This window comes from Pseudomonas sp. IT-P12 (assembly GCF_949767465.1).
Classification (GTDB): Bacteria; Pseudomonadota; Gammaproteobacteria; order Pseudomonadales; family Pseudomonadaceae; genus Aquipseudomonas.
In genome coordinates this window covers 107651-123993 of sequence record NZ_CATKPY010000002.1, presented here as the reverse complement: position 1 = coordinate 123993, position 16343 = coordinate 107651, and the positions used below count along the sequence as shown (strand labels likewise).

Annotated in this window: 14 protein-coding genes and 1 pseudogene; 9 read left to right on the top strand and 6 right to left on the bottom strand. The window is 61.5% G+C overall.

The annotated features are described in order from the left end of the window. Nucleotides 1–4: 4 nt before the first annotated feature. From ACM6IM_RS01415 to ACM6IM_RS01380, 8 genes are all read left to right on the top strand, one after another. The gene (locus tag ACM6IM_RS01415) at nt 5–799 is read left to right on the top strand and encodes a carbon-nitrogen hydrolase family protein (protein WP_414863972.1); all 795 of its coding nucleotides are present in this window, start codon (nt 5–7) and stop codon (nt 797–799) included. 38 nt (nt 800–837) lie between these two features. Further along, on the top strand, nt 838–3264 hold the full coding sequence (pqqF, locus tag ACM6IM_RS01410; protein WP_414863971.1) for a pyrroloquinoline quinone biosynthesis protein PqqF: 2427 nt from the start codon (nt 838–840) through the stop codon (nt 3262–3264). A gap of 153 nt (nt 3265–3417) precedes the next feature. Continuing rightward, nucleotides 3418–3492 carry a pyrroloquinoline quinone precursor peptide PqqA gene (gene pqqA, locus ACM6IM_RS01405; protein WP_009045898.1) on the top strand — a complete coding sequence of 25 codons (75 nt, stop codon included), beginning with the start codon at nt 3418–3420 and terminating at the stop codon, nt 3490–3492. A gap of 87 nt (nt 3493–3579) precedes the next feature. Beyond that, on the top strand, nt 3580–4491 hold the full coding sequence (gene pqqB, locus ACM6IM_RS01400) for a pyrroloquinoline quinone biosynthesis protein PqqB (RefSeq protein ID WP_414863970.1): 912 nt from the start codon (nt 3580–3582) through the stop codon (nt 4489–4491). Nucleotides 4492–4613: 122 nt separating this feature from the next. Further along, nucleotides 4614–5366 (top strand): pyrroloquinoline-quinone synthase PqqC, encoded by a 753-nt coding sequence (pqqC, locus tag ACM6IM_RS01395; protein WP_414863969.1) that lies wholly within the window; start codon nt 4614–4616, stop codon nt 5364–5366. After that, nucleotides 5363–5638 carry a pyrroloquinoline quinone biosynthesis peptide chaperone PqqD gene (gene pqqD / locus ACM6IM_RS01390; RefSeq protein WP_414863968.1) on the top strand — a complete coding sequence of 92 codons (276 nt, stop codon included), beginning with the start codon at nt 5363–5365 and terminating at the stop codon, nt 5636–5638. Before pqqC ends, pqqD begins: the two co-directional genes overlap by 4 nt. A gap of 4 nt (nt 5639–5642) precedes the next feature. Further along, nucleotides 5643–6785 (top strand): pyrroloquinoline quinone biosynthesis protein PqqE, encoded by a 1143-nt coding sequence (gene pqqE / locus ACM6IM_RS01385; RefSeq protein ID WP_414864000.1) that lies wholly within the window; start codon nt 5643–5645, stop codon nt 6783–6785. Beyond that, on the top strand, nt 6751–8571 hold the full coding sequence (locus tag ACM6IM_RS01380) for a S9 family peptidase (RefSeq protein WP_414863967.1): 1821 nt from the start codon (nt 6751–6753) through the stop codon (nt 8569–8571). Before pqqE ends, ACM6IM_RS01380 begins: the two co-directional genes overlap by 35 nt. A gap of 140 nt (nt 8572–8711) precedes the next feature. Here ACM6IM_RS01380 and ACM6IM_RS01375 read toward each other — a convergent pair whose 3' ends face one another. The 4 genes and pseudogenes from ACM6IM_RS01375 to ACM6IM_RS01360 form a co-directional block, all read right to left on the bottom strand. Then, the gene (locus tag ACM6IM_RS01375) at nt 8712–8870 is read right to left on the bottom strand and encodes a YqaE/Pmp3 family membrane protein (RefSeq protein WP_003228885.1); all 159 of its coding nucleotides are present in this window, start codon (nt 8868–8870) and stop codon (nt 8712–8714) included. 84 nt (nt 8871–8954) lie between these two features. Then, nucleotides 8955–9275, bottom strand: a complete 321-nt coding sequence (locus ACM6IM_RS01370) for a helix-turn-helix domain-containing protein (RefSeq protein ID WP_414863966.1) — start codon at nt 9273–9275, stop codon at nt 8955–8957. Next, a pseudogene (locus tag ACM6IM_RS01365) lies at nt 9268–9631 on the bottom strand (type II toxin-antitoxin system RelE/ParE family toxin). Before ACM6IM_RS01365 ends, ACM6IM_RS01370 begins: the two are co-directional and overlap by 8 nt. Before the next feature lie 251 nt (nt 9632–9882). Next, nucleotides 9883–11166 (bottom strand): aspartate aminotransferase family protein, encoded by a 1284-nt coding sequence (locus tag ACM6IM_RS01360; RefSeq protein ID WP_414863965.1) that lies wholly within the window; start codon nt 11164–11166, stop codon nt 9883–9885. 169 nt (nt 11167–11335) lie between these two features. On the opposite strand from ACM6IM_RS01360, the gene ACM6IM_RS01355 reads away from it, so the two are divergent. Next, on the top strand, nt 11336–12256 hold the full coding sequence (locus ACM6IM_RS01355) for a LysR family transcriptional regulator (RefSeq protein WP_414863964.1): 921 nt from the start codon (nt 11336–11338) through the stop codon (nt 12254–12256). A gap of 227 nt (nt 12257–12483) precedes the next feature. On the opposite strand, the gene ACM6IM_RS01350 is transcribed toward ACM6IM_RS01355, so the two are convergent. Together ACM6IM_RS01350 and ACM6IM_RS01345 are read right to left on the bottom strand one after the other, a co-directional pair. Next, entirely contained in the window at nt 12484–14262 is a 1779-nt protein-coding gene (locus ACM6IM_RS01350; protein WP_192306553.1) for an acyl-CoA dehydrogenase C-terminal domain-containing protein, read from the bottom strand. 205 nt (nt 14263–14467) lie between these two features. Next, complete coding sequence (locus ACM6IM_RS01345) at nt 14468–16264, bottom strand: acyl-CoA dehydrogenase C-terminal domain-containing protein (protein WP_414863963.1); 1797 nt, start codon at nt 16262–16264, stop codon at nt 14468–14470. Nucleotides 16265–16343: the final 79 nt, after the last annotated feature.

Genomic DNA, 16343 nt, shown 5'->3' with positions numbered 1-16343 from the left:
CCAAATGCGCGTAGCCCTTTACCAATGTCCACCGCTGCCCCTGGACGTCGCCGGCAATCTGCAACGCCTGCATCAACTGGCACAGGAGGCCAAGGGTGCCGACTTGCTGGTGCTGCCGGAGATGTTCCTGACCGGCTACAACATCGGCGTCGACGCCGTCAGCGTGCTGGCAGAGGTGTACAACGGTGAATCGGCCCAACAGATCGCCCGCATCGCCAAATCGGCCGGCTTAGCCATTTTGTACGGGTATCCCGAGCGCACCGAGGACGGGCAGATCTACAACGCCGTGCAGTTGATCGACGCAAACGGCGAACGCTTGTGCAACTACCGCAAGACTCACCTGTACGGCGACCTCGACCGCTCGATGTTCAGTGCCGGGCGGGATGATTTTCCGCTGGTGGAGCTCAACGGCTGGAAACTCGGCTTCCTGATCTGTTACGACCTGGAGTTCCCGGAGAACGCCCGGCGCCTGGCCCTGGCCGGTGCCGAGCTGATCCTGGTGCCAACGGCCAACATGGTGCCCTACGACTTCGTCGCCGACGTCACCGTGCGCGCCCGGGCCTTCGAAAACCAGTGCTATGTCGCCTATGCCAATTACTGCGGCAGCGAAGGCGATATCCAGTATTGCGGCCAGAGCAGCATCGCCGCCCCCGATGGCAGCCGCATTGCCCAGGCCGGCCTGGACGAAGCGTTGATTGTCGGTGAGCTGGATCGCCAGTCGATGAGTGATTCCCGCGCGGCCAATCGCTACCTGCTCGATCGCCGTCCGGAGCTTTACGGCGAGCTGAACAAGCGCTGATCCGCTAGCATGAGCGCTTCTCTGTCCTGGAAGTGCTCATGGCCGCGTTGAATCCCCTCCGCCCCCACACCGAAACCCTGGCCAACGGCTTGCGGGTGACACTGCGTCATGTCCCGGACTTGAAACGTTGCGCGGCGGCGTTGCGGGTGGCTGCAGGCAGCCACGACGTGCCGCTGGCGTGGCCAGGCCTGGCGCATTTCCTTGAGCATCTGCTGTTTCTCGGCACCGAGCGTTTTCCTGCGCACCAGGGGTTGATGGCCTATGTCCAGGGTCATGGCGGCCAGGTGAATGCGCGGACCAGCGAACGCACGACCGACTTCTTTTTCGAGTTGCCTCCCCAGGCATTCAACGCCGGGCTCGAACGACTGTCGGACATGCTCGCTCACCCGCGAATGAATCCGGAGGACCAGCAGCGGGAACGGGAAGTGTTGCACGCAGAATTTGTCGCCTGGTCGCAGGATGAGCGGGCGCAACAGCAGCAGGCACTGTTCGACGGGTTGTCGCCCAGCCATCCGTTGCGTGGCTTTCACGCGGGCAACCGTGACAGCCTGCCGGTGGCGCACGCGGACTTCCAGCAAGCGCTGAAGGATTTCCACCGGCGGTTTTATCAGACCGGGCAGATGACATTGAGCCTGGTCGGCCCGCAGAGCATCGAAGAACTGAGGCAGCTGGCACTGGGGTTCGGCGCGGTGATGACCGAAGGGAAAAACATCCCGCAAACCCAACCGATGCCGCTGATGGAATCTGCTGAGGGCTATTACCAGAAAGTCAGCGAGCACCGGCTCGACCTGCTGTTTGCCCTTGAAGGGCTGCCAGCGTCGTCGGGCGAAGCACTGGCATTTCTGTGCCAGTGGCTGAATGTCGCAAAACCCGGTGGGCTGTTGGCTCAATTGCGGGCCCGTGATCTGGCCGGACATTTGAAAGCGCAGGTACTGTATCGGTTTGCCGACCAGGCGGTGCTGCACATCGAATTCACCACGACGGCAGCAGCGAGTGTGATTCGCCAGAAGCTGTTGGACTGGCTGGGCTTCTTTGCCGCCCAGCAGGACTGGGAATGGCTGCGCGAGGAATACGCCATCCTGCTGCAGCGTCAGCAACAGGTCAGCGGTGCGTTGCAACTGGCTCGGCTCGACAGTGAGCCACTTGACCCGGGTCTGTCCGGGCAAGGCGTTGCCGCGCTCAAACACATCCTGAAAGCCATCGGCGCTGTGGATAACTTCAGCGACGAATGGCAACTGCCCGCGCCCAACCCGTTCTTGCGCATCGAGGCCTCAGCGCCAAATGCCGGGCTGATTCGCGGACAAACCAGCAAACACCGCGGCCTGCGAACCTTCGCCCAGGACCGCTCGCGCAGCCGTCGGGAAAATTCGCCGATGCAATTCAGCCAGGCCTTGCCGGACCACACGGCGCAAGGTGCGATCTACCTGCGCTGGCGACTTGAGGCCCGCCCTCTGCCGCGCCTGCAACGGCACTTGGAAAACCTTCTGCAACCGCTGTGCGAAGAGGCACGCCAGGCCGGCGTTGAAGTGTCTTTCAGTGCATCCGGTCATGCATGGCTGCTGAAAATGACCGGGTTACAGGAGCCGATGCCGAGCGTCCTGGAACAGGTACTGAAAGACCTGACAACGAATATCGATCACTTGCCGGTGGAACAACCGAAAAGCCCTGCGCTGATGCCCATCAGGCAACTGCTCAAGGCAATGCCCGATCAAGGTCTTGAACACACGGGGTCCTCTGATGATGCGCAGCACCTGTGGTCGAGCGCACGCTGGGAAGGCCTGGCCATCGGCTTGTCAGCGCAGACACAGGCGGCATTGGGGCGGGCCTTGAGCCGCGTGCCCGGCGTCGCTGACCAACAACCGTCCTCGCCCGCCTCGATCAATCGGCAACGGCTGTGGACAACCGTCGACACCGGCACGAGTGAACACGCGCTGTTGCTGTTCTGCCCGACGGCGACGGGGAACCTCTGCGACGAAGCCGCGTGGCGCCTGTTGGCGCTGGTCTTCCAGACGCCCCTCTATCAGCGCCTGCGCGTGGAACTGCAATTGGGTTATGCGGTGTTCAGCACCCTGCGCCAGGTCCAGGGGCAGACCGCTCTCCTGATTGGCGTGCAATCTCCGGGCACCGCGCCATTGCAGTTGCTGGAACACATCGAACGCCTGCTCGGCGAGCTGCCCGACCTGATCGAGGCGATGGACGAAGCCCGATTCGAGAACCAGCGCCAGGCGCTGGCCAACCAGTTCGATCTGGCCGCCCTGCCCCTGGACCAAGCCGCCGAACTGCTGTGGCAGGGCAAGATGGCTGGCCGCTCGTCGGATTATCTGACGCAGCTGACTTTGGCGATTCAGGCCATCGAGCGCCCACACCTGATCGCCGCCGCCCATCGGCTGGGCAACGCCGAGGGCGGCTGGCGCTGCCTGGCCAGCAGCTCGCAGCCGCCAGCGTCATGGCAAGCGACAAAATGATCGTTACCCCTGGTGCAATGAGCTTTTTCCGAGAATGCAGGCCACTCATTTGTAAATTTGAGTAACATAGCCACCTAACTATCTGAACATCTCCGGTCGGAGGTGGACTATATGTATAGATCTCAACCGTCCCATCACCCAAGGAGCGCTCCCATGTCCTGGTCCAAACCTGCTTACACCGACCTGCGTATCGGCTTTGAAGTCACCATGTACTTCGCCAGCCGCTAAGGCCTGGCGTTGTAGATAGAAAGCGATGTGCAACGCCTCGGTTTACCGGGGCGTTTTTATTTTCAGCGTTGAAATGATGGAGCGTCCATGTTTGTCCAGATCCTAGGTTCCGCTGCCGGCGGCGGTTTTCCCCAGTGGAACTGCAACTGCGTGAACTGCGCGGGCTTTCGCGACGGCAGCCTGAATGCCAGGGCCCGCACCCAGTCGTCCATCGCGATTTCCGATGACGGCATCAACTGGGTCCTGTGCAACGCCTCGCCGGACATCCGCGCCCAGCTCCAGAGCTTTACCCCGATGCAACCGGGCCGTGCCCTGCGCGACACCGGAATCAGCGCGATCGTGCTGATGGACAGCCAGATCGACCACACCACCGGCCTGCTCAGCCTGCGCGAGGGTTGCCCGCACAACGTCTGGTGCACCGACATGGTCCACGAGGACCTGAGCACCGGTTTTCCGCTGTTCACCATGCTGACCCACTGGAACGGCGGGCTGAGCTGGAACCGCATCGAACTCGACCGCAGCTTCACCATCCCGGCCTGCCCCAGCCTGCGGTTCACCCCGCTGCCGCTGCGCAGCGCGGCGCCACCCTACTCGCCGCACCGCTTCGATCCGCACCCGGGCGACAACATCGGCCTGATCGTCGAAGACCTGAACACTGGCGGCAAACTGTTCTACGCCCCGGGCCTGGGCAAGGTCGATGCGCCGCTGCTGGAAATCATGGCAGGCAGCGATTGCCTGCTGGTGGACGGAACGCTGTGGGACGACGACGAAATGCAGCGCCGCGGCGTCGGCACCCGCACCGGCCGTGAAATGGGCCACCTGGCGCAGAACGGCCCCGGCGGCATGCTGGAGGTGCTTGAACAGTTGCCCAGGCAGCGCAAGGTCCTTATCCACATCAACAACACCAACCCGATACTCGATGAAGACTCACCGGAACGGGCAGAGCTGGTTCGGCGAGGCGTTGAAGTGGCGTATGACGGGATGAGTATTGTTCTGTAGCGGACGACGCCTTCGCGGGCAAGCCCGCTCCCACAAGGATCTGCGGCGCACACCAACCCTGTGGGAGCGGGCTTGCCCGCGAAGGGGCCGGACCAGACACACAAGTTTCCCGGAGAACAGCAATGACCGACACCCCACTGACCCCCGCCGAATTCGAGGCCGCCCTGCGCGGCAAAGGCGCTTACTACCACATCCATCACCCCTACCATGTGGCGATGTATGAAGGCCGCGCCACCCGCGAACAGATCCAGGGCTGGGTTGCCAACCGCTTCTACTATCAGGTGAACATTCCCCTGAAGGACGCCGCGATCCTCGCCAACTGCCCGGATCGCGAGATTCGTCGCGAGTGGATCCAGCGCCTGCTCGACCATGACGGTGCTCCCGGCGAAGACGGCGGGATCGAAGCCTGGCTGCGCCTGGGCCAGGCCGTCGGTCTCGATCCGGATCAACTGCGCTCCCAGGAACTGGTCCTGCCCGGCGTGCGTTTTGCCGTGGACGCCTACGTCAACTTCGCCCGTCGCGCCAGTTGGCAGGAAGCCGCCAGCAGCTCGCTGACCGAGCTGTTCGCGCCGCAGATCCACCAATCGCGCCTGGACAGCTGGCCGCAGCATTATCCGTGGATCGACCCGGCCGGCTACGAGTACTTCCGCACTCGCCTGGGCCAGGCGCGCCGCGATGTGGAGCACGGCCTGGCGATCACCTTGCAGCACTACACGACACGCGAGGGCCAGGAGCGCATGCTGGAAATTCTCCAGTTCAAACTGGATATTCTTTGGAGCATGCTCGATGCCATGAGCATGGCCTACGAACTGAACCGCCCGCCGTATCACAGCGTGACCGGGCAGCGGGTCTGGCATAAAGGAATCAACCTATGAGTTTCGATCGCAGCAAAACCCCGGCCTGGCGCCCCGGCTACCGCTTCCAGTACGAACCGGCGCAACAGGGCCATGTGCTGCTGTACCCCGAAGGCATGATCAAACTCAACGAAAGCGCCGCGCTGATCGGCGGCTTGATCGACGGCCAGCGTGATGTCGCGGCGATCATTGCCGAACTGGACCAGCAGTTCCCCGGCGTGCCCGAGCTCGGTGACGACATCGAGCAATTCATGGAGGTCGCCCGTGCTCAGCACTGGATCGAACTTGCCTGACGCGGTGTCGGAAAGGTTACCGCCCAAGCCCGAAATCGGCCTGCCGCTGTGGTTGCTGGCCGAGCTGACCTACCGCTGCCCGCTGCAATGTCCCTACTGCTCCAACCCACTGGACTTCGCGCAGCAGGGCAAGGAGCTGAGCACCGAGCAGTGGATCAAGGTGTTTCGCGAAGCGCGGGAAATGGGCGCAGCGCAGTTGGGGTTTTCCGGCGGTGAACCGCTGGTGCGCCAGGACCTCGCCGAGCTGATTGCCGAGGCGCGCCAGCTGGGTTTCTACACCAACCTGATCACCTCCGGAATCGGCCTGACCGAGCAGAAAATCAGCGACTTCAAGAAAGCGGGCCTGGACCATATCCAGATCAGTTTCCAGGCCAGTGATGAGCAGGTGAACAACTTGCTGGCCGGCTCGAAAAAGGCGTTTGCGCAGAAGCTGGAAATGGCCCGCGCGGTAAAAGCCCACGGCTACCCGATGGTGCTGAATTTTGTCACCCATCGGCACAACATCGACAAGATCGACCGGATCATCGAGTTGTGCATCGCACTTGAGGCCGACTTCGTCGAACTCGCGACCTGCCAGTTTTACGGTTGGGCGCAGCTCAATCGGGTCGGTCTGTTGCCGACCAAGGAACAACTGGTTCGCGCCGAACGCATCACCAATGAATACCGCGCCAGGCTGGAAGCCGAAGGGCACCCCTGCAAGCTGATATTCGTCACTCCGGATTATTACGAAGAACGCCCGAAAGCCTGCATGAATGGCTGGGGCAGTATTTTTCTGACGGTGACACCGGACGGTACCGCCCTGCCCTGCCACGGAGCCCGACAGATGCCTGTGCAGTTTCCCAATGTGCGCGACCACAGCATGCAACACATCTGGTACGACTCCTTCGGCTTCAACCGCTTCCGCGGTTATGACTGGATGCCCGAACCGTGCCGCTCCTGCGATGAAAAAGAGAAAGACTTCGGCGGCTGTCGCTGCCAGGCCTTCATGCTCACCGGTGACGCCAGCAACGCTGATCCGGTGTGCAGCAAGTCGCCGCATCACGGCATGATTCTCCAGGCCCGCGAAGAAGCCGAGCATGCCACCCATACCATCGAACAACTGGCCTTTCGCAATGAACGAAACTCACGACTCATCGCCAAAAGCTGAACTCAGCGCCGCAAAAGCCGTGGCCGCCGGTGTCGACTTCGCCGAACTGCAGGTCGGGCGGCATGGCCTGTTCTGGAATGAATACCGCCCCGAGGACGCTGCGTGCCGGATCTGGCATTGGCGTGACGGCCAGGCGCACTGCCTGACGCCAGCCGGTTTCAGCGTGCGCAGTCGTGTGTACGAATACGGTGGTGGAGCCTTCTGCCTGACGGACGACGCCATCGTCTTCGTCAACGAGGCGGATCAGCAACTGTATCGCCAGTCGCTGGAAGGCGAGCCGCCCGTGGCACTGACGTCCGGCGAATGCCGGTATGGCGACCTGAGGTTTGCCCACGGCCAGGTGCTGGCGGTTGAAGAACAGCGCGATTGCCACCGACTGGTGGCCATCGATCTGGCAGACGGCGCGCGTCATGTGTTGACCGAAGGCGCGGATTTCTATGCGGCCCCGACGCTGAGCCCCGACGCGCAGCGATTGGCCTGGGTCGAATGGAACCGTCCGGAGCAGCCATGGACCGCCACGCGCCTGATGGTTGCCGAACGCGTGAGTGGCGGTTTCGCTCAAGCGCGTTGCGTGGCCGGCGACGCGTTTCAGGAGTCGTTGCAGCAGCCTCGATTCGACGAGCGCGGTCGACTGTATTGTCTGACGGATCGCGACGGTTACTGGCAGCCCTGGATGGAGTCATCCGACGGTCTGCGCCCGTTACCCGGCGTGGCAGCTGACCATGGGCCGGCGCCCTGGCAATTGGGTGGCTGCACCTGGTTGCCGCTCGGAGAAAGCACCTACCTGGCCAGCTGGACCGAAGAGGGTTTCGGTCGCTTGGCCCTGTGTGGTGACACTGTTGAAGCCTTAGCCGGCGACTACAGTCGTTTCCGTCATCTTGCCATCGATGAACACTTCATCTACTGCATTGCCGCCTCTCCCGTCAGCCCTTCTGCCGTCATCGCCATCGAGCGCCGCACCGGTCAGGTCAAGGTCCTGGCTGGGGGTGTGGCGCCGCTGCCCGTCGACCAGATCAGCGTCCCGCAGACCCTGCGTTATCCGAGCGGATCGGGCGAGGCTCACGGGTTCTTTTATCCGGCGATGTCGGGCGCGGCAAAACCGCCACTGGTGGTCTTCATCCACGGCGGACCGACATCGGCTTGCTACCCGGTGCTTGATCCACGCATCCAGTACTGGGCGCAACGCGGCTTCGCCGTGGCCGACCTCAACTACCGTGGCAGCAGCGGCTACGGCCGGGCGTATCGCCAGGCGTTACATTTGAGTTGGGGTGATGTGGATGTGGAGGACGCCTGTGCGGTGGTCACGCACCTGGCCGAACGCGGCCTGATCGATGGCGACAAGGCCTTCATTCGCGGCGGCAGTGCCGGTGGCTACACCACCTTGTGCGCCCTGGCCTTCAAGCAGGTGTTTCGCGCCGGCGCCAGCCTCTACGGCGTCAGCGATCCGGTGGCCTTGGGTCGGGTCACTCACAAGTTCGAGGGTGACTATCTGGACTGGTTGATCGGCGACCCCGACAAGGACGCCGAGCGGTATGCCGCACGAACACCGCTGCTGCATGCGGGGAACATCCGCGTACCGATGATCTTCTTTCAGGGGGAACTGGACGCAGTCGTCGTGCCGCAGCAAACGCGCGACATGGTTCAGGCGCTGGAGCAAAACGGCATTCTGGTCGAAGCGCACTACTACGCGGACGAACGTCATGGCTTTCGCAAGGCCGGCAACCAGGCTCATGCGCTGGAACAGGAATGGTTGTTTTATCGGCGGGTGATGGCGTTGGCGGGCTGACATCTGCGTTTCAGGCGGGACTGGCGGCGCCTCATTCGCGAGCAAGCCCGCTCCCACATTTAACCGCGTTTTCAGGGGAGTGCGGGTCCACTGTGGGAGCGGGCTTGCTCGCGAAAGCGATCTGGTTGGCGCCGTCGGGCCTAGCGTTTGGCGATGATGTAAACCGCATGCACGATCCCGGGGATGTAACCGCACAACGTCAGCAGAATGTTCAGCCAGAATGCGCCGCCGAAGCCGACTTGCAGAAACACACCCAGTGGCGGCAGCAGAATGGCGATGATGATGCGAATGAAATCCATGGGGCAGCTCCTGATTTGAAGTGGGCTCTTGCGAGCCGTACAGCTAATCGACCTGCACCGTTCGTCAGGGTTCAGTTCGCACCCTCAAGCCAGTATTTCAAGCCCATGTTTCTGGACGATGCTCAATAGTTTGAGCGCCATGCCGCTGGGCTGCTTGGCACCCGCTTCCCATTGCTTGACGGTCGAAGCGCTGGTATTCAGATAACGTGCGAAAACCGGCTGGCTGACATTGTTGCGCTCGCGTAGCGCCTTGATCTGGTCCGCCGGGATCGCATCCGGGACATGCGCCAGGCAGGACTCATCGAACTCCCGCATGGTGGCCTTGCTGATTGCGCCGATGGCGTAGAGGGCGCTGGCGGATTCGTGCACCGACTCCAATGCCTCACTCTTGAATTTTCTAGTCATGAGATATCTCCAAAAACTCCTTTTTATCCAACAGGTACTGGATCTGCTGCTCTGTCAGCGCTTCGTAGGTCTTCGCCACTTTCCGAAAACCGACCAGATCAGCCTGATCTGATATTGCTTTGATCCTTCTTCGCATACAGGAACTGGTAAACCCAGTAATTTCCGCCCTTGGCCACGACAATCGAGCGATGACGATTGGCATTCAAGCGCTTCTTCCAGACCCCGCCGCCAAGGCTTTCAGCCTGTCCCCTCAGCACTTCGGTGAAGGCATCCAGTAGTTCATCGTCACCAATCCATGCCTTACCCGCTTGCACTGCAAACCGTTTTGTCTTGAACAATCTGGGTGGTAAAGGCATCCCTTCCTCCAACAAACATACTACTGAGTGGTATAGATATCAAAACCCGCTCCACAAGCTTGTTGTGTCGCCGGAGTCGGCACTCCTTGCCGACGCCCACTAAAAAGCCACCGATTGCGCTACGGCTCAAGTCCGGAATGTCAGTCGGAAAAACACCGAGACAAAAAAACGCCCCACGTCAAAAGAATCAAACGTGGGGCGACGCGTTATTACCGCGAGACGGTTCGGACATTCGTGCAGGATTCATCTGATCAGACGGCAATCCCTTTGCGGCATTGCAGTTGGGCGGTCCGCACGCGGGAAAAGGCGCGGGCCAGGCGCAGGAGCATTTCATCGATGTTGGCAGTGCTGACGGTGAGCGCCGGGGTGAAACGCAGGCAATCCGGTTGCGGGGCGTCCAGCAGCAGACCTTCGGACATCGCGGCCTTGACCACCGCGCTCGCCGAATCATCGGACAGGGTCAGGCCCCAGAACAGGCCTTGCCCGCGCAGTTCGCCATGAGCATACCGGTGAGCCAGTCGCACCAGGCCTTCGCGCAGGTGTTCACCGGTTTGCGCGACATGCTTGAGAAACCCCTTGTCCTGGACGCTGCCCAGCACCGCCAGACCGGCCGCCGTCATCAGGGCGTTGCCATGATGGGTGCCCGTCAATTCGCCCACTTCGAAACAGCAGGCCTTGCCCCGGGCCAGCAATGCCGCCAACGGCACGCCACCACCCAGCCCTTTGCCGAGCACCACGATATCTGCCCGCACGCCGTAGGACTGTTCCGCGAGCAAGCTGCCAAGGCGACCGACCCCGGTTTGCACCTCGTCGAGGATCAGCAGAATGCCCAGTTCGCGGCACAGACGCTCGACGCCTTTGAGGTAATGCTCGGTGGCAACAATCACTCCGGCTTCGTTCTGTATCGGTTCGAGCATGATCGCGACGGTCCGGGCGTCGACGGCGGCATGCAGTGCAGCCAGATCGTTGAACGGCACATGGCTGAAGCCCGGCAGTTGCGGTTCGAAGCGGTTGGTCAGGTTGGAACTGTCCGACGCCGGAATCGTCCCGAGGCTACGCCCATGACACCCTTTGTTCGCCACGATGATCCGCGAAGCGCCACCTCGATGCAGCTGGCCCCATTTGCGTGCCAGTTTGATCGCCGCTTCACAGGCTTCACTGCCGCTGTTGAGCAGGTACGCCTGATCGCTGCCGGTGCTGGCGCACAAGCGTTCGGCGAGGTTGAGCATGCCGCGGTTATGCAGGCCGAACCCCGGATTGATCAGCGATTGCGCCTGGGCAGCAATGGCGTTGACCAGCACCGAAGGGCTGTGTCCAAGGCTGTTGGCACCGCCACCCTGGGAGAAATCAAGGTAAGCGCGATCCTCACTGTCCCACAGCCACGAACCCTGGCCACGCAGGAACACCTGCTTGGGCCGCTCGACGCTGGGCATCAGGCATTCGCTGGACAGGTTGTCGCCCTTGGAGGGCACGAAATCGTCAGCGTACAAGTCATCAAGGCTGGGCGTGCTGCGCCGGAGGCTGAACAGGTTCATCCGGAAAAACCTCGCTTGAGGTTTTTTGTCTTACCTATGCAAACACGCTTTCGGTGAAGGGTATTCATCGCGCTCTTTGGCCCTGTAAGCCTTGTGAATGCGGTTAGACTAGGCGCATGGCGGGCCTTGGGCCATTTCGATTTTCCAGTATTTTCGATAAGTAGAACTTATGGATTTCAAGCAACTGCGTTATTTCGTCGCGGTCTACGAAGAAGGGCATGTCGGCCGGGCTGCCGAGCGCCTGTCGATCTCTCAGCCGGCGCTGTCGCAGCAGATTCGCCAGCTTGAAAAAAACCTCGATCTCAGCCTGTTCGAGCGCAGCAGCAAGCGTCTGTTGCCGACCCTGGCCGCACACACGCTGTACAACCATGCCCTGCCGCTGCTCGACGGTTTGCAACGGGCACGCGAAGCCCTTGGCAACTTCAAGGGGCAGGCGTTGCGTACCCTGGCCATCGGCGTGCTGCAAACCGTGCACACCAGTCTCGTGCCGCAGATGCTCGAGCGGGTGCGCAAGGCGCAGCCGCATCTCGTGGTGCAGATCTATGAACTGTCGGGACTGGAGATCGAGCGACGGTTGCTCAACGGCTCGCTGGACATCGGCATCAGCTACCTGCCTCCCCGGCAGCCCGGTTTACATGGCGTGATGCTGTACGAAGATGAACTGACCCTCGTCATCCCGGAGGATCATCCATTGCGCGAATTCAAGAAGGTTTCCATGGCCCAGGCAGCCGAGTTGCCGATGTTGCTGCTGGGTGAAGAGTTTCAGGTGCGGCAGATCTGGCAGACGCAACTCGCCAGCCTGGGGCGGCGCCCTCACGTACAGGCGGAGCTGAACAACATGGCGGGTATTCTCGACAGCCTGCCCCACACCCGTCTGGCGACGGTTCTTCCGGGGCGTTCGCAAAAGATGCTCGGCCACCAGGCGCTGCTGTGGAAGCCGCTGACCGAACCGAGGGTGCCGCTGAAAGTCGGGCTGGTGTGCCGCGATGTGCAACGTCAACAGGCATCCATGACCCTGTTGCGGACATTGCTCGAAGAAGTGATGAGTGCCACGGACGAACGCTCGATCACCCTGGATGCGCTGAGCTGACCACTTTTCTGCGGGCATAAGAAAACCCCGCCGAAGCGGGGCTTTGCAGACTGTTTCCCTGACATCCATTTCACTCCGCCATCCTGGCAGAATCCTACGTGTCCGTGTTGTTACTTTGCGCTTCCTGCGCGACGTCCATGAGAAGTAGATTAGCCGTGGATCCAATCTGCATCTATGGGAGATGAGCAGCACGTCATGTAAGAGAATGCTTACATGACGCCTTGCGATCAGAACTGCGCGGCATCCAGCAGGAACAGCGACTCACTGCCGGCTTTCACCGAAGCACTCAACGAATGAATGCGCGGCAGCAGGCGTGCGAAATAGAACCGCGCCGTACCGACTTTGCTCGCGTAGAAATCTTCCTGCGCCTCCTTGCCCAAGGCAGCCTTGGCCATCAACGCCCACATGTAAGCGTAAGCGACATAACCGAAGGTTTGCAGGTATTCCACCGAGGCCGCGCCGATTTCGTTCGGATTGCTTTTCGCCCGATCCAGCAACCACGCGGTCAATTCATCGAGCGTGGTCAGCGCCTCGTTCAGCGGTTTGGTGAACTCGGACAGATCGGCACTGGCCGTCGCGGTGAAATGACGAATCTCGTCGGCGAACAGTGTGTAGAACGCCCCGCCACTGCCAACGACCTTGCGCCCGACCAGGTCCAGCGCCTGGATACCGTTGGTACCTTCGTAGATCTGGGTGATGCGTACGTCACGCACCAGTTGTTCCTGGCCCCACTCGCGGATGTAACCGTGACCGCCGAACACTTGTTGCCCGTGAACGGTGGTTTCCAGCCCCAGGTCGGTGAGGAATGCCTTGGCGACCGGCGTCAGCAACGCGACCAGGTCTTCCGCGCGCTTGCGGGTAGCAGCGTCCTCGCTGAACTTGGCGGTGTCCAGTTGCATGGCCACATAAGTCGAGAACGCCCGGCCGCCTTCGTTCGAGGCTTTCATGGTCAGCAGCATGCGACGCACGTCCGGGTGGACGATGATCGGATCGGCCACCTTGTCCTTGTTCTGCGCGCCAGTTGGCGAACGGCTTTGCAAACGGTCGCGGGCGTATTCGACGGCGTTCTGATAGGAACGCTCACCCGTGGCGAGGCCCTGGATACCCACCCCCAGGCGCTCGTAGTTCATCATCGTGAACATCGCCGCCAAACCTTTGTTCGGCTCGCCGACCAGATAACCCACGGCTTCGTCGAAGTTCATCACACAGGTCGCGGACGCCTGGATACCCATCTTGTGTTCGATCGAGCCGCAGTTCGCCGGGTTGCGCGCGCCCAGGCTGCCATCGGCATTGACCATGAACTTCGGCACCAGGAACAGCGAAATGCCTTTCGGCCCGGCCGGTGCATCCGGCAGTTTCGCCAGCACCAGGTGAATGATGTTCTCGGTCAGGTCGTGCTCGCCGCCGGTAATGAAGATCTTGGTACCGCTGACCTTGTAGGAACCATCGGCCTGAGGCTCGGCCTTGGTGCGAATGATCCCCAGGTCCGTCCCGGCGTGAGGCTCGGTCAGGCACATCGAGCCGGCCCAGATACCGGCGTACATGTTCGGCAGGTAAGCGGCCTTCAGCTCTTCGCTGGCATGGGCGTTGATCGACAGGCAGGCACCGGCAGTCAGCATCGGGTACAGGCCGAACGACAGGCTCGCCGAGTTGACCATTTCCTCGACCTGGGCCGACACCGCCTTGGGCATGCCCATGCCACCGTAGGCCGGATCGCCGCCGACACCGACCCAGCCACCTTCGGCATAAGTCTGATAAGCCTGTGGGAAACCTGCCGGCGTGGTGACGGCACCCTCCGCCCAATGACAACCTTCTTCGTCCGCCGCGCGGCTCAGCGGAGCGACGCTTTTGCTGGTGACCTTGCCGGCTTCTTCAAGAATGGCTTCAACGGTTTCCGCGTCGACGGTGTCGGCCAGTGCAGGCAACTCGGCCCAGAGTTTGGCGACCTCGAACACTTCATTGAGGACGAAGCGCATATCGCGCAGGGGCGCTTTGTAGTCAGCCATGGCAAACCTCGCAGGATCTTATACAGGTGATTCGTAGGAAGAGTGTCTCGTTGGGCTCGAGTGTAACCCAACAACTTTTGCGACACATAGGGTCAGCTAGTGACCATTTTGTAATTTTTAGTCATTGTGTTTTTATGGCGATGGAAACGCACTTGCGGCCCATTCGAATCACCGAAAGGACCGCGATGCCATTAACGCCCTGGCGTCAAAGCGCAAACGACTCCGCTGGCAGCGTCATCAAGCAATCGCTTCCCGCTTCGATGGCGGCGCGGTGGGCCGCAGTACGCGGCAGCAGACGCTTGAAGTAAAACGCGTTGGTCGCCAGTTTGCCCCGATGGAAGTCGGCATCGCCGTCGCCTGCCTCCAGCTGCGCCTGCGCCACCAGGGCCATGCGCAACCACAGGTAGGCCAGGATGATGTAACCGCTGTACATCAGGTAGTCCACGGACGCAGCGCCGACTTCGTCCGGGTTTTTCATCGCGGCCATGCCAACCCGGGTGGTCACTTCACCCCACTGCTGGTTCAGTTCATTGAGTTGCGCCACATAGCTGCCGAGTTGCGCATGCCCGGCGTTCGCCGCGCAGAACGTGTGGACGATGCGGGTGAAACCGCGCAACAGCTTGCCCTGGCTGCCCAGCACTTTTCGTCCCAGCAGATCCAATGCCTGGATGCCGTTGGTGCCTTCGTAAATCGGTGCGATCCGGCAATCGCGCACCAACTGCTCCATGCCCCACTCACGAATGAAGCCGTGACCGCCGAACACTTGCATGCCGTGGTTGGTCACTTCCAGCCCGGTGTCGGTCATGAAGGCCTTGCAGATCGGTGTCAGGAAGGCCAGCAAGTCTTCGGCGTCCTGACGCGCCGTTTCGTCCGCACTCAAATGCGCGACGTCCAGAAGCTGTGCGGTGAAGTACGTCAGCGCGCGGTTGCCTTCGTTGAAGGCCTTCATCGTCAGCAGCATCCGGCGGACGTCAGGGTGGACGATGATCGGATCGGCCGGCTTCTCCGGCGCTTTCGGGCCGGTCAGCGCGCGCATCTGCAGACGGTCGTTGGCGTACCTGATCGCGCCCTGGAAGCTCGCCTCACCGAGGCACAGGCCCTGCATCCCGGTGCCGAGGCGCGCATGGTTCATCATGGTGAACATGCAGTTCAGGCCCTTGTTCGGTTCACCGATGAGAAAGCCCCTGGCTTCATCGAAGTTCAGGACGCAGGTGGCCGATGCCTTGATGCCCATCTTGTGTTCGATCGAACCGCAGGAAACGCCATTGCGCTCACCTGCTTCACCGTGAACACCGGGCAGGAACTTGGGAACGATGAACAGCGAAATGCCTTTGGTCCCCGCCGGAGCGTCCGGCAGTTTCGCCAGCACCAGGTGCACGATGTTGTCACTCAGGTCGTGCTCGCCGGCAGAGATGAAGATCTTGCTGCCGGAGATCGCGTAACTGCCGTCGGCGGCCGGCACGGCGCGGGTCTTGATGATGCCCAGGTCTGTACCGCAATGGGCCTCGGTCAGGCACATGGTGCCGGTCCATTGGCCGGCAGTCAGCTTGCTCAGATAAGTGGCTTTTTGTGCATCGGTGCCATGGGCGTGGATGGCCGACATTGCCCCATGGGTCAGGCCGGGATACATGCCCCAGGAGGTGTTGCTGGAGCCGACCATCTCGCTGATGACCAGTCCCAGGGAACTGGGAAGACCCTGGCCGCCATAGGCGGGATCTGCCGCCAGCCCGTGCCAGCCACCCTCCACGTATTGGGCGAATGCCTGCTTGAAGCCCGCCGGGGTCGTCACCACGCCATTGTCGAAATGACAGCCTTCCTCGTCACCGCTGCGATTGAGCGGTGCGAGCACGTTCTCGCAGAATTTCGCGCCCTCTTCGAGGATCGCATTGACCATGTCCGGGCTGGCCTCGGTGGCGCCCAGCGCCGCATAGCTGCCGTGGAAATCGAAGACATGGTCGATCAGAAAGCGCATGTCGCGCAGGGGGGCCTTGTACTCGGGCATGGTCATTCCTCCGGTAGCCGATGCCTAAACCTACTGCCGCCGGTCCCACCCCACAATCACAGTCCAGACGCTGAATGCG